This is a genomic window from Proteus penneri (genome assembly GCF_022369495.1).
Lineage (GTDB): Bacteria > Pseudomonadota > Gammaproteobacteria > Enterobacterales > Enterobacteriaceae > Proteus > Proteus penneri.
The window spans coordinates 1,822,873-1,837,813 of record NZ_CP059690.1; the positions used below are offsets into that span (position 1 = coordinate 1,822,873).

Below are 14,941 nucleotides of genomic sequence, written 5' to 3' on the forward strand. Positions count from 1 at the left end.
GAATAATTAGTATCAGTGGTTATCTCCCTCGTAAGAATTAAAAAGGAATAACATGTCTCAAACAGCTATCAACAATGATACTGCGGCTGCCATCAATCCGTATTCACAAAAAGTGGCACACCTGCGTCAGCAAATTTTGAGCATCTTTCTCGAAGATGAGCCTTTTGTTGAAACCGTTTTAGGTGAAGCGAGTGAAAATGATAGGCTGAGCCACCATGAACTTCATGAAAAAATCACCACTGTTAGAGAATTACTACAAGATCTACACGCGGCAGATATTGCAGATATTCTTGAAGCCCTTCCCTATGACGAACGTCTAGCTTTGTGGCATTTGGTTGATAATAATGAACGTGGTGCTGTTTTAGTCGAAGCTTCTGTCGCCGTTTGGGACAGCTTAATTAAAGATATGACTGACCGTGAATTATTACGATCGGTCGCCACATTACATGTGGATGAGCAAGCGTACATCGCAGAACACTTACCTCGCGATACAATGCGTCGCCTTCTTACCTATTTAGAACCAAGCCTGCGTAATAGAATAAGAGAAGTTCTGCAATATCCCAAAGACAGTGTCGGCCAGATGATGGATTTTGAGTTCGTCACTGTGCGAGGGAATGTCACGTTAAAAACGGTACAGCGCTATCTACGCCAACGAGGTTCTATTCCTGAAGCAACGGATAAAATTTTCGTTATTGATAATAAAAACCATCTGTTAGGTGAACTTCCATTAACGACTGTTTTGACGCAATCTCCTGATAAGCTTGTCTCTGATGTAATGAAAACAGACACCGTTAGCTTTATGCCTGAAGAAAAAGGTGAAGATGCAGCGGGTGCGTTCGAACGTTATGACTTAATTTCAGCGGCTGTTGTTGATAGTAATGGCCTTCTAATGGGTCGATTAACGGTTGAAGATATCGTTGATAACATGCACGAAGAGAGCGATACCAATATTCGTCGTATGGGTGGTTTGAGTCCAGAAGAAGATGTCTTTGCACCAGTCGGGCAAGCGGTTAAAACACGTTGGACATGGCTTGCTATTAACTTATGTACCGCCTTTGTGGCTTCTCGTGTGATTGGTGTGTTTGAACATACGATTTCCCAATTAGTCGCTCTCGCTACATTAATGCCGATTGTTGCGGGTATTGGGGGAAATACAGGTAATCAGACTATTACAATGATTGTACGTGCTTTAGCACTACATCAAATACAAACGGGTAGTTTCTCTTTCTTAATTTTAAGAGAATTAGGTGTCGCCCTTATTAATGGTATTGTGTGGGGAGGCATAATGGGAATTGTCACCTTCCTACTCTATGGCGATATGGCTATGGGTGCAGTAATGACAATGGCGATGGTATTAAACCTCTTAATGGCTGCCATGATGGGGGTATTGATCCCAATGACAATGATTAAATTAGGTAAAGATCCCGCCATTGGCTCAAGCGTTATGATAACCGCGATTACCGATACAGGTGGTTTCTTTATCTTCTTAGGTTTAGCAACCATCTTCTTAGTCTAAATAAAACAAGCCTTATAACGCTAACGCCACTGATAATAAAATACAGTGGCGTTTTTTATGTCAATCAAATAGATATTAGACCGTTGTTGAGAGGTAATAATAGATAAGCAACAAAGCGATAACCAATGAAGTAACAAAAGTCTTTTTAACAGAAGTACTTAATAAATAACTGTCATTTGGGTCGGTGTCATTAAGCATAATTTTTAATGCTAAACCACCACCTAATGCGACGATAGAGAGTGATACGAACAGAACAATTGCGGCTAAGAGAACAGCACTCATTGAGATAGAGACCATAAATCCTCCGATATATCAATTGACGTCCTGATGTAATTATAACCAAAAATAGTTTTTTTGATGCCTCTTTTTGTTTTTATTTTCAATTTAGAGAAGAAATTCATGAAAACCACATTATGCATAAAAAAACAAAAATAAAATCACCATCATAATCTTTGTTGAATTTAAATTTTAATAAAAACAAATATAGTAAAATTAAATTTCAATAAATCAAAATTTAACATACAGCAGAATATTCTAATAATTCATTTTCTATCAGATCATATCTTTCATTATTGATACTGTTAGCTTTCTTAATTATCTAATAATAACTTTATTTATGGAAAATAATAAATTAACTTATTCCCTAATTTATTATTCTTATATATAACTAGGGTTGAATAAATATATTCAACATTAAACTTTTTTATTTAAAAATACTGAGTTCTTACTTATTTTTAATCAATATAATAAATTTATTATCTATTGATAAATTTTAATTTAATGATATTTAACTTCAGTAAAATGCAAAATCACAAGTAAATAAAACCACAAGAAATTAAAATGATAGTCAATAATGTTGTTTTAATTTCATCTATTTACATTATAAAGAGCTTCCTGTTATAACTTAAACCATCATCACAATATTATTCTTTCTCGCATAAGTAGCCTTTAAATAACTTTTTTGTTATTTATTTTCACTCTAATTTATTCGCTTATTTAAAAAGAATCTCATTGTGATCTTATTACTTATTATTCTTATCACGATAATTATTATAGGTTGTTATTATGACATCACAATCACACTCCACTCAGCCGTTGAGTCAACCTACGGCAAGACCATTGAACCGCAACGACTATAAAACGTTGGGTTTATCCTCACTAGGAGGAACGTTGGAGTTCTATGATTTCGTGATCTTCGTGTTCTTTACGAAAACATTGAGCCACTTGTTCTTTCCTGGTGATAACGCCTTTATCGCACAAATGCAGACTTTAGGTATTTTTGCAGCTGGCTATCTTGCTCGGCCTTTGGGTGGCATTATTATGGCACACTACGGCGATATTATTGGCCGTAAACGCATGTTTACCTTAAGTATCTTCTTAATGGCGGTACCAACATTAGTTATTGGTTTATTACCCACTTATGCCAGCATTGGTGTTGCAGCGCCATTATTGTTGTTATTAATGCGCATTATGCAAGGTGCTGCTATTGGTGGTGAAATGCCTGGTGCTTGGGTGTTTATCGCAGAGCATACGCCAAAACAACGTTATGGCTTAGGTGTAGGCACATTAACCTCAGGCATTACAGGCGGTATTTTATTAGGTTCAATCGTGGCGATTATCGTTCAGCGTAGCTATAGTGCTCAAGAAGTGAATGATTTTGCATGGCGAATTCCCTTTATCTTAGGGGGGATTTTTGGCTTAATCTCTGTTTACTTACGTCGCTTTTTACAAGAAACGCCTATCTTTAAAGAGATGGCAGAGAAAAAAGCGTTAGCACAAGAAATGCCCGTGGTTTCAGTTATTAAAAATCATAAACAGGCGTGCTTAATTACTGCTGCATTAACATGGTCTTTATCAACAGCCATTGTTGTCACCATATTGATGACACCTAGTGTTATTGTTGAAGGGATTTACAAAATTGATAGAACCACCTCATTGGAAGCGAACTGTGTTGCAACATTAACCTTAACTTTAGGTTGTATCTTCTGGGGCTGGATTGGCGACAAATTGGGAACACGAGTTTCAATGACATTATCATGGGGTGGTTTGATTGTTACAGCATTCCATTTCTATGGCAGTTTAGATGCAACAATGTCTGGTTTTCAGTTAGCATTGAATTATGGATTAATGGGCTTTTTTGTTGGTGCGATTGCAACAACACCAATTGTTAGTACAAGAGCATTTCCACCATCAATTCGTTTTTCAGGCTTGTCTTTTGCTTACAATATGGCTTATGCCGTGTTTGGTGGATTAACCCCAATGTTAACTGGTGCATGGTTAGAAAAGACAGCAATGGCAGGTGCCTATTATGTCGCTGGAGTCTCATTCTTAGCAATTGCTGTCGCATTTTTACCTTTAGCCTATAGAGGTTGGACTGCGGTAAAGCCAACTACCCGTGAAAAAGACGTTGCATTACAAATTGATAAAGTTGTTAGTTAAAACGACTTATTATCAACGTTCTCTGCTCAATACAGCTCCTTGATAGGGGCTGTATTTTTCTATATACAACAAAAAAGGACGCCTTATGGCATCCTTTATTTTTCTTAAATTTTTTGTCTTTTTAATGGCACAACTTATTGTGTCATTTTACTTAGCATAGGTGCCGTGATCAGCATTAGAATTGCGATAACACCTGTTACAATACCGATTTGTAAGAATACACTGCTGTAAATTTCTAATGAAGCGTGAGCACTTTGTACATCTTCTGGTACTGCCATTAAACTCGCAACTTTACCTGCAATAATTGCAGCAGCGGCAGAAGTTAAGAACCAAGCCCCCATAATAAAGCCCATTAAACGCTGTGGTACAAGTTGTGCAACCATGGCAAGTCCAAGCCCTGAAATCATTAACTCGCCAATACTTTGGAAACCATAGCTTGCTACTAACCACCATGAAGACACAATCCCTGCTTCATTTGCCATGCTTGCACCCAGTGGTAGCACTAAGAATGCGGTCGCACTTAAGAACATTCCAACAGTGAACTTATAAGGCATAGGTAATTTATCGCCCATAAAGTTATACACTGCGGCTAGTAATGGACTCGCTAACATGATCCAGAATGGATTAAGTGATTGGAATTGTTCTGGTTGAACACTGAAACCTAACAGAGAATGTTCTACGTTATGAATTGCGAAGAAGTTTAAAGATGTTGGCATTTGATCGTAAAGAACAAAGAATACCACAGCCTCAACCATCAGTAAGAATGCAACAATCATCTTGCGACGCGCCACACCTTTCATCATGAAGGTTTCACGCGCAAAAATGAGGATGATACCTAATGAGATCACAGCTAAAGACCAACTTGCCACTTCATTATTATGTAACAACCAAGTCGATACTGCCGTTAAAGCAACGATACCCACCAGCGTTAATAACAATTTTGAATAATTAAGCGGTTCAAAATCAGGTCTAGAGCCTTTATCTTTGATCCATCCCCGACAAACCATAAAGTTTGCTAAAGTGATCAGCATACCTACAACACTTAATGCAAATGCTACATCCCAACCATAATTAGCTGCTAACCATGGTGTTGCTAACATAGATAAGAACGAACCTACGTTGATAGACATATAGTACATCGTAAATGCACCGTCTAATTGCGGATCGTTTTTCTCATAACAGGTCGCGAGTAATGAAGATGGATTTGCTTTAAATAAACCATTACCTACAGCAATGGTTGCAAGTCCCCAATAAATCACATCTTTATTGTGATCTGAGAAGGCCACCATCGCATAACCAATTGCCAGAACGATAGCACCGAGGATTATAACCCTTTTTGTACCAAGGATTTTATCACCCAGCCATCCACCGATAGCAACAAAACCATAAACTAATGCGGTAAATGCAGCAAAAACAGTGATGGCTTCTGCCTCACCCATGCCCAGCATTTTAACCAGATAAACGGCCATGATCCCTTGCAGACCGTAATAGCCGAAACGTTCCCATAATTCGATTGAGAAGATGAGATAAAACGCACGAGGCTGTTTAAATGCATTCAGGCTCGGTTTTTGTCCATCGTCAGGTGTGTTTGCAGTTGACACTAAAAACCTCTAATTATTCTATACGCCTTTATAGTTAGGCTGATTTTTACAAAATTTTCGTTATTCAAGACAGAGTTAAAGCTCGGTGAATTTCATACTGGATTGTTATTCTTTGAAAAGAGTTCAACGCAGAGAAAAACAAGGTTGGCATTCTATCACTGGAAAGAATAATTATCTAAGAATTATAACTAACTATTGCGTTTTATCATAGTTACAGGCATTTGTACAAAATAGTTATGCGATTAAAAAACCACCAATCAAAATAACGTACTGATTATTAATAAATTATATTCCACTTAATTATCCCTATATAAAGAATTAAGCTACGCTAGTGATTATCGCTAATTTGCTAAATTATCTCTTATTGAATAACAACGATAAAATAATGCCAGTAGCAATTTGTTTTAATTGATTAAAATAACGCCAATAAAACACATTCCTTGACTTAATTTCCATATTTCCTCCATTTTTAACTGTGTAGAAACAGGTAGAATGTCACTATTCCAAAATTTTATTTCAGTATTTCTGATTAGCTAGTTGCCAGTGGGATCACAAAAGTAATGAATAAAAACAAAAATGCTAAAAAAAGAGTTTCTCTCATTATCGCTTTAATCGTCGTAATCGCAGGGGGTTACGCCTATTGGCAATTTAATGCAGCAAAAACAGCGTCACCTGAAAATAAAGTGGCTCAAGCAACTAACTCACAAAGTCGAAGTACATCTGGATCTCGACGCCCTCCTTTACCGCCTGTTCAAGTTGCAACATCAACACAAGAGGATGTACCTCAATTTTTATCGGCCTTAGGTACAGTGAAAGCAACCAATAGCGTCACAGTGACAAGTCGAGTTGAAGGTCAATTAATGGCTTTACATTTCACGGAAGGGCAACACGTTCAACAAGGTGATTTATTAGCAGAAATTGACTCCCGTCCATTTGAAGTACAATTAGCCCAAGCCAAAGGACAACTTGCAAAAGATCAAGCCACATTAGCTAACGCACGTCTTGATTTAGCGCGTTATCAGAAGTTGGCAAAAACTAATTTAGTCTCACAACAAGAGCTAGATAATCAGCAAGCTTTAGTGAAGCAGTCAGAAGCAAGTATCCGTATTGATGAGGCTACGATCAGTAATGCGCAACTGCAATTAACTTACAGTAAAATTACAGCACCTATTTCAGGCCAAGTGGGATTAAAACAAGTTGATGTGGGTAACTATATTTCAGGTGGTTCATCAACACCGATTGTAGTTATTAATCAAATGGATCCTGTTGATGTGCTTTTTACATTGCCAGAACAAGATTTAGCTAAAGTCATTCAAGCACGTAAAAACAGTGCTGATTTGCCTGTCACCGCATTAGACAGAAATAACCAATTTGAATTAGCTCAAGGTAAATTATTTAGCGTTGATAACCAAATTGATGCTACAACTGGCACCATTAAGTTAAAAGCACGTTTTCCACAACAAGAGACAACATTATTTCCTAACCAGTTTGTAAACGTGCGTCTTTATGTCGCTACATTAGAAAAAGCGGTTGTTATTCCGAATGCTGCACTACAAATGGGTAATGAAGGTCACTTTGTTTGGGTTGTAGATAGTGAAAATAAAGTGAGTAAATTACGCGTAGAGATCGCCTTACAAAATGCGGAAAAAGTCGTAATAGCATCTGGTCTATCAGCAGATCAGCGCGTTGTAACCGATGGAGTGGATAGATTAACACAAGGTGCAAAAGTCGAAATCGTGACGCCTACAGCACCAAAGACTAAAGAAAATAACCGTGTTGTTGCGGAGAAAGCATAATGACCGAAAAAACACACGGTACAGGTGGCGGCCCCTCTCGCTTATTTATTCTGCGCCCTGTTGCAACAACCCTTTTTATGGTCGCTATACTCTTAGCTGGAATTGTCGGCTATCGAATGCTACCCGTCTCTGCGTTACCTGAAGTTGATTATCCAACTATTCAGGTCGTTACACTCTATCCTGGAGCAAGCCCTGATGTCATGACATCAGCTGTCACTGCGCCACTTGAGCGCCAATTTGGGCAGATGTCTGGGTTAAAGCAAATGTCATCTCAAAGCTCTGGTGGTGCATCGGTGATCACACTGATGTTCCAATTAACATTACCATTAGATGTTGCAGAGCAAGAAGTACAAGCAGCGATTAATGCAGCCACTAATCTGCTACCATCCGATTTACCTTACCCACCAATTTACAGCAAAGTTAATCCAGCTGATCCGCCTATTTTAACCTTAGCGGTGACTAGCTCGACATTACCGATGACACAATTGCAAGATATGGTTGAAACCCGTATTTCGCAAAAGATTTCACAAGTTAATGGCGTAGGCTTAGTGGCTTTAGCGGGTGGTCAGCGTCCTGCTGTTAGGGTCAAACTCAATGCACAAGCCGCAGCATCTTACGGTTTAGATAGTGAAAAAATTCGTGTGGCAATCAATAATGCGAACGTTAACTCAGCGAAAGGAAGCCTTGATGGCCCTACTCGCTCTGTAACGTTATCGGCTAATGACCAAATGAAATCATTAGAAGATTATCGCCAACTCATCGTTGCCTATAAAAATGATGCGCCTATTCGTTTATCTGATATCGCAACTATCGAACAAGCGCCTGAAAACAACCAATTAGGTGCATGGGCAAATAATGAACAGGCGATTATTATAAATGTGCAACGTCAACCCGGCGTTAACGTTATTGATACCACTGATAATATTCGTAATTTATTACCCGATTTAGTCTCTAATTTACCAAAATCCGTGAATGTTGAGATCTTAACCGATAGAACCACAACGATCCGCGCGTCAGTTAAAGATGTACAGTTTGAGCTTGGTTTAGCTATCGCCCTTGTGGTGATGGTGATTTATCTCTTTTTACGTAATGGTGTCGCAACCTTAATTCCAAGCATTGCTGTACCACTTTCATTAGTCGGTACATTCGCAGTGATGTATTTCTGCGGCTTTTCTGTCAATAATCTCACCTTAATGGCATTAACGATTGCGACAGGCTTTGTTGTCGATGACGCCATTGTTGTGATTGAAAATATCTCTCGCTACCTTGAGCGTGGTGATAAACCATTAACTGCAGCGCTAAAAGGGGCTGGTGAAATTGGTTTTACCATTATTTCGCTTACCTTCTCTCTTATTGCTGTCCTGATCCCTCTGTTATTTATGGGGGATATTGTCGGTCGCTTATTTAGAGAGTTTGCCATCACCCTTGCTGTCGCGATCCTAATCTCTGCGGTGGTTTCGCTCACATTAACGCCAATGATGTGTGCTCGGTTGCTAAAACCTGAAAATGAAATCAAACACAATCGTTTTGAAATAGCGTGCGAGCGTTTCTTTGAAAAAATGATTGCCGTGTATGCAGTTTGGCTCAAACGTGTTTTAAACCATCAATGGATAACGCTTGGCGTAGCACTTAGCACATTGGTATTAACTGTTTTGCTGTATATGTTTATTCCTAAAGGTTTTTTCCCATTACAAGATAACGGGCTATTGCAAGGAACCATTGAAACCTCACAATCCATTTCTTATCAAGCAATGGTAGAAAAACAACAACAAGTGGTTGATAAACTCATTGATGATCCCGCTGTTGATAATATTGCCAGTTTTGTCGGCATTGATGGCAGTAACGCAACACTCAATACGGGGCGATTGCAGATCACGCTAAAACCCCTTGATCAGCGTGACGATAGGATAGATGTGATTATTCCTCGTTTACAAGCGCGTATTGCGTCTATTGCAGGAATGACTCTTTATCTGCAACCGACTCAAGATTTAACCATTGATACGCAAGTTTCTCGTACTCAGTATCAATTTACGTTACAAGCAACATCATTAGAGGAGTTGGCTTATTGGGTGCCTAAGCTCTCTCAGGCACTAAAAGAGAGTCCTGAATTAACGGATATCAGCAGTGATTGGCAAGACAACGGCATGATGGCATATATCAAAGTAGATAGAGACTCAGCAAGCCGTTTAGGTATTTCGATGAGTGAAATAGATAACGCACTTTATAATGCTTTTGGTCAGCGTTTAATTTCAACTATCTACACTCAAGCCAATCAGTACCGCGTTGTATTGGAACAAGATATTCGCAATGATGACGGTTTACAGGCGCTCTCAGCCGTACATTTAACTGGCAAAGATGGTGCTATGGTGCCTTTGTTATCTATTGCATCTGTTGAACAACGTCTAGCACCTCTTTCGATTAATCATCAAGAGCAATTTCCTTCAGCAACATTCTCATTTAATGTCGCAGAACAATCCTCTCTTGAAGACGCAGTGAAAGCAGTAAAATTGGCTGAAGAGCAGATTTCTATGCCAAAAGATATCACCACCCAATTCCAAGGTGCGACGTTGGCATTTGAAAGTGCGCTTTCTAGCACTTTATGGCTGATTATCGCGGCTATTGTGGCAATGTATATTGTACTCGGTGTGTTATATGAGAGCTTCATTCACCCTATTACTATTTTATCTACGCTACCTACCGCAGGTGTCGGTGCGTTACTTGCATTAATGGCCGCCGGTAATGAGCTTGATATTATTGCGATTATTGGGATCATCTTACTTATCGGGATCGTAAAGAAAAACGCGATCATGATGATAGACTTTGCCCTTGCCGCCGAACGAGAGCAAGGTTTAACCCCTTACGAGGCTATTTATCAAGCGTGTTTATTACGTTTTCGTCCAATATTAATGACCACAATGGCGGCTCTTTTAGGTGCTTTGCCTTTAATGTTAAGTACCGGTGTGGGTGCAGAATTACGCCAACCATTAGGGGTTTGTATGGTCGGTGGCTTAATTATGAGCCAAATATTAACTCTGTTTACTACGCCTGTAATTTATCTGCTGTTTGATAAATTATCACTCTATGTAAACCGCAATAAACACGTTGAGAATAATAACGGGGCTGTATCATGAAGTTTTTCGCCCTCTTTATTCAACGACCTGTAGCAACTACGTTGCTTAGCTTGGCGATTTCGCTATGTGGTGCATTAGGTTTTATGTTGCTCCCTGTCGCCCCATTACCCCAAGTTGACTATCCGGTTATTAATATTTACGCCTCCTTACCAGGGGCTTCACCTGAAACCATGGCATCTTCAGTGGCAACACCGCTTGAGCGCTCTTTAGGGCGAATTGCGGGTATTGATGAAATGACATCAAGCAGTTCACTTGGAAGTACCAGTATTACGTTGGTGTTCGATTTAAATAAAGATATCAATACAGCAGCTCGTGATGTACAAGCGGCATTAAATGCTTCACAAAGCTTATTACCTTCAGGAATGCCAAGCCGCCCGCGTTATTATAAATCGAATCCTTCTGATGCACCGATTATGATCTTAACGCTCACCTCTGACACACAAAATACCGGGGAGCTTTACGATCTCGCTTCAACACGGCTAGCACAGAAAATCTCACAGATTGAAGGTGTGAGTGAAGTTTCGGTTGGTGGCGGCTCATTGCCTGCAATACGTGTTGCTCTCAATCCTGATGCGCTATTTAACCAAAATGTCAGCCTTGATGATGTTAGAAAAGCAATTAACCAAGCGAATGTGCGACGACCTCAAGGCTTTATCAATAATGATGAAAATCGTTGGCAAATTCAAACCAATGACGAGCTAAGCAAAGCGGCTGAATATCGCCCAATCATCGTGCATTACAATCAAGAGGCTGTTGTGCGTTTAGGCGACGTTGCGCAAGTCACTGATTCGGTACAAAACTCACGCGCAGCAGGGATGAGTGGCGGTGAACCGGCTATTTTACTGGTTATTCGCCGTGAAGCGGGTGCCAATATTATTGAAACGGTTAACCGTATTCGTGATGAACTTCCTGAATTACGTGAACTTATTCCTGCCAGTGTTGATTTAAAAGTTGCCCAAGATAGAACGCCCACTATCCGCGCATCCTTAGCAGAAGTTGAACGTGCTTTAGCTATTGCTGTGGCGCTAGTGATCTTAGTCGTATTTTTATTTTTACGTTCAGGTCGTGCCACACTGATCCCTGCGGTTGCGGTACCCGTTTCATTAATTGGTACTTTTTCAGCCATGTATCTTTGTGGCTTTAGTTTAAATAACCTTTCATTAATGGCATTAACCGTAGCCACCGGCTTTGTGGTTGATGATGCCATTGTGGTGCTTGAAAATATCTCTCGTCATATTGAGAATGGTTTAAAACCTAAAGATGCCGCCTTGAAAGGGGTCGGTGAAGTTGGTTTTACAGTTCTTTCGATGAGTATTTCTCTTGTTGCCGTTTTTATTCCATTACTGTTGATGGATGGCCTTGTTGGACGATTATTTAAAGAATTTGCTATAACCTTAACAACCGCTATTGCGATTTCGCTGTTTGTTTCTCTAACGCTCACCCCCATGATGTGCGCGCATTTACTCAAAGGGATGAAACCTAAAGCACAATCGCATTTACGGGGTTTTGGTAAGTTACTTTTCCGTCTCCAACAAGGTTACAGTGTCACATTACAAGTAGCGTTACGCCATCGGCGCTGGGTTATGGCTATTTTTCTCGCCACATTGGGCTTAAATGCTTATTTATACATCAGCGCACCTAAGACGTTTTTCCCTGATCAAGATACAGGTCGTTTAATGGGGTTTGTCCGTGCTGACCAAAGCATTTCATTCCAATCAATGAAAGAAAAAATGACCCGTTTTATGCAAGAAATTAATGCAGATAAAGACGTTGATAGCGTAACGGGTTTTACTGGAGGGGGGCGTATTAACAGTGGATTTATGTTTATTTCCCTCAATCCCCTGTCAGAACGCACTGATAGTGCCAACCAAGTGATCAATCGTTTACGTGCCAAACTTGCTGATGAACCTGGCGCTAACCTCTTTTTAATGCCTGTGCAAGATGTTAGAGCGGGTGGACGTCAAGCGAATGCCAGTTATCAATTCACATTATTAGCTGATGATTTAAGCGAGTTGCGTAAATGGGAGCCCATTGTTCGTAAAGCGTTAGGCGAACTGCCTCAGCTGGTGGACGTTAACTCAGATAAAGAAGATAAAGGCGCCGAAATGGCACTGACGTACGATCGTGATACTATGTCGCAATTAGGTATTAATGTTAGTGATGCCAATAATCTACTGAACAATGCTTTTGGTCAGCGTCAAATCTCCACCATTTATGCGCCATTAAATCAGTATAAAGTGGTTATGGAAGTCTCTGAACAGTATACACAGGATGTTTCTGCGTTAGATAAAATGTATGTGGTCAATAATCAAGGTGAACGTATTCCATTATCGGCATTTGCAAGTTGGTATCCTGCTAATGCACCGTTAAGTGTAAATCACCAAGGGCTATCTGCGGCCTCAACTATTGCTTTTAATATTCCTGAAGGCTATACATTAGCCGATGCCATTAATTCTATTGAACGCACAATGACCGAGTTGGGCGTACCCAATACCGTAAGGGGCACCTTTGCAGGTACTGCACAGATTTTTCAAGAAACCATCAAATCACAGCTTATTCTTATCTTAGCGGCGATTGTAACGGTCTATTTAGTATTAGGTGTGTTATATGAAAGTTATATTCATCCGCTGACCATTTTATCTACTCTTCCTTCTGCGGGTGTTGGTGCGTTATTAGCGTTGCAACTTTTTGATACACCTTTTAGCTTAATTGCGCTTATTGGCATTATGTTGCTGATTGGTATTGTGAAGAAAAACGCCATTATTATGGTGGATTTTGCGATTACAGCACAGCGTGAAGGCAAGTTGTCAGCTAAAGAGGCGATTATTCAAGCCAGCCTATTACGTTTTCGCCCTATTCTTATGACAACACTCGCCGCATTATTTGGTGCATTACCACTAATGTTAGGTAGTGGAGATGGCGCAGAGTTAAGACAACCTTTAGGGATAACAATTGTCGGCGGTTTATTAATGAGCCAGCTACTGACCCTCTATACAACTCCGGTTATTTATCTATTTTTTGATGGATTGCGTGCACGTTGGCAACAACAGCGTTTCAGCAAGAAAGAGGCTAAAGCATGAAACTGAGAAGCAAGCTGTTCTTGGTCATTTTTGCGACCTGTATGGTTGTGGTTCTTGCCATGCATATTGGTATTCGAGGTAGCTTTCAACAAGGATTTATTGGCTATATCAAGAAAAACAGTGAACAGCGTGCAACTCTTTTAGCTGAAGCCTTAACAGATCAATATGCTTTAACCGGCGACTGGCGTTTTCTTAATAGAGATGATCGTTCTCTTTATCAAATATTACGCAGTATCGACCAAATAAGCCAAAGCAGTGAAGGCCCTCCACCCAAAGGCTGGCGCACACAGTTTTGGATCGTTGATAAAAATATGAAGCGCTTATTTGGTCATGACAATCAGTTTCCTGAAGAAACGTTCAAAAAACCAATTACGGCTCATGATGAAATTGTGGGTTGGGTGATTGTCAGTGCCGCTGATAAGATCAGTAGTGAAGCGGATATCAGTTTTGATAAACAACAACTGCGTACCAGTTGGATCATTGCCGGTTTAGCGGTTCTTTTAGCTTTACTTATTACACTGATCCTTTCTCGCAATATGATACGCCCCGTTAAACGACTGGTCGAAGCAACACATAAATTAGCAGCAGGTGACTTCTCTGTTCGAGTAACGCCCACAAGTAAAGATGAAATCAGCCAACTCGCCACAGACTTTAACCAACTCGCCAGCACACTAGAAAAAAATGAGCAAATTCGTCGCGATTATATGGCAGATATCTCACATGAATTGCGAACCCCTCTTGCCATATTAAAAGGTGAACTCGAAGCGTTACAAGATGGCGTAAGAAAGCCCACGGCAGAGACATTAAACTCACTTTTATTCGAAGTAACAAACCTGACAAAACTGGTGAATGATCTCCACCAACTCTCATTATCAGATAGAGGCTCTTTAACTTATCGTAAAGATTTTATTGATATTAATGAGGTGATTTTGTTGGCTGTGGCTTCTTATCGTCACACCTATCAAACTAAAGATATTGCTTTATACACTGAATTAGATGATGTCTCTCCATTAATTGTACAAGCCGATCCTGACCGACTTATTCAGCTTTTTCATAATCTATTAGAAAATAGTGTGCGCTATACCTATGCTGGTGGGCAATTACATATCAAGACAAGAAAAGAGAACAACTGCGTATTGATAACTTTGGAAGATAGCGCACCTGGATTAGATAGATCACAGTATCAAGCCGTTTTCCAACGCTTTTATCGAGCAGAAAGCTCACGAAATCGTGCCAGTGGAGGCTCCGGATTAGGTCTTGCGATTTGCGAAAATATCGTTGAAGCTCATAATGGTAAAATAAGTGCTATGCCTTCATCTTTAGGTGGCATGAAAATTCTTATAGAATTACCCGCATATTCTGATGATCTTTAAGCCTA

The 14,941-nt window shown here is 39.8% G+C and carries 8 protein-coding genes; 6 read left to right on the top strand and 2 right to left on the bottom strand.

Annotated elements, in window-relative coordinates; all coding sequences use genetic code 11:
* Positions 1–52 precede the first annotated feature (52 nt).
* Positions 53–1,516, top strand: a complete 1,464-nt coding sequence (gene mgtE / locus H1225_RS08350; protein WP_006533059.1) for a magnesium transporter — start codon at positions 53–55, stop codon at positions 1,514–1,516.
* Positions 1,517–1,591: 75 nt separating this feature from the next.
* Here the strand turns inward: mgtE and H1225_RS08355 are convergent, their stop codons facing one another.
* Entirely contained in the window at positions 1,592–1,813 is a 222-nt protein-coding gene (locus H1225_RS08355; RefSeq protein ID WP_006533060.1) for a hypothetical protein, read from the bottom strand.
* A gap of 768 nt (positions 1,814–2,581) precedes the next feature.
* Between H1225_RS08355 and H1225_RS08360 the strand changes: the two genes are divergently transcribed.
* The gene (locus tag H1225_RS08360) at positions 2,582–3,955 is read left to right on the top strand and encodes an MFS transporter (protein WP_109847316.1); all 1,374 of its coding nucleotides are present in this window, start codon (positions 2,582–2,584) and stop codon (positions 3,953–3,955) included.
* Between the two features lie 134 nt (positions 3,956–4,089).
* Here H1225_RS08360 and dtpA read toward each other — a convergent pair whose 3' ends face one another.
* Positions 4,090–5,556 carry a dipeptide/tripeptide permease DtpA gene (dtpA, locus tag H1225_RS08365; RefSeq protein WP_006533065.1) on the bottom strand — a complete coding sequence of 489 codons (1,467 nt, stop codon included), beginning with the start codon at positions 5,554–5,556 and terminating at the stop codon, positions 4,090–4,092.
* Between the two features lie 560 nt (positions 5,557–6,116).
* On the opposite strand from dtpA, the gene H1225_RS08370 reads away from it, so the two are divergent.
* From H1225_RS08370 to baeS, 4 genes are read left to right on the top strand one after another with little or no spacing between them, the layout of a single operon-like run.
* Positions 6,117–7,352, top strand: coding sequence for an MdtA/MuxA family multidrug efflux RND transporter periplasmic adaptor subunit (locus tag H1225_RS08370; RefSeq protein ID WP_161724452.1), 1,236 nt, complete (start codon positions 6,117–6,119; stop codon positions 7,350–7,352).
* A complete protein-coding gene (locus H1225_RS08375; protein ID WP_161671022.1) occupies positions 7,352–10,483 on the top strand; it encodes an MdtB/MuxB family multidrug efflux RND transporter permease subunit in 3,132 nt (1,043 codons plus the stop codon). Before H1225_RS08370 ends, H1225_RS08375 begins: the two co-directional genes overlap by 1 nt.
* Positions 10,480–13,563, top strand: a complete 3,084-nt coding sequence (mdtC, locus tag H1225_RS08380; protein ID WP_161730122.1) for a multidrug efflux RND transporter permease subunit MdtC — start codon at positions 10,480–10,482, stop codon at positions 13,561–13,563. The genes H1225_RS08375 and mdtC overlap by 4 nt, the downstream gene beginning before the upstream one ends.
* Positions 13,560–14,936 carry an envelope stress sensor histidine kinase BaeS gene (gene baeS / locus H1225_RS08385; RefSeq protein ID WP_161724456.1) on the top strand — a complete coding sequence of 459 codons (1,377 nt, stop codon included), beginning with the start codon at positions 13,560–13,562 and terminating at the stop codon, positions 14,934–14,936. The genes mdtC and baeS overlap by 4 nt, the downstream gene beginning before the upstream one ends.
* Positions 14,937–14,941 lie beyond the last annotated feature (5 nt).

Coding starts and splice junctions, on each gene's coding strand:
- mdtC (WP_161730122.1), top strand. CDS start 10,480: ATGAAGTTTTTCGCCCTCTTTATTCAACGACCTGTAGCAACTACGTTG.
- baeS (WP_161724456.1), top strand. CDS start 13,560: ATGAAACTGAGAAGCAAGCTGTTCTTGGTCATTTTTGCGACCTGTATG.
- H1225_RS08355 (WP_006533060.1), bottom strand. CDS start 1,813: ATGGTCTCTATCTCAATGAGTGCTGTTCTCTTAGCCGCAATTGTTCTG.
- H1225_RS08360 (WP_109847316.1), top strand. CDS start 2,582: ATGACATCACAATCACACTCCACTCAGCCGTTGAGTCAACCTACGGCA.
- H1225_RS08370 (WP_161724452.1), top strand. CDS start 6,117: ATGAATAAAAACAAAAATGCTAAAAAAAGAGTTTCTCTCATTATCGCT.
- H1225_RS08375 (WP_161671022.1), top strand. CDS start 7,352: ATGACCGAAAAAACACACGGTACAGGTGGCGGCCCCTCTCGCTTATTT.
- mgtE (WP_006533059.1), top strand. CDS start 53: ATGTCTCAAACAGCTATCAACAATGATACTGCGGCTGCCATCAATCCG.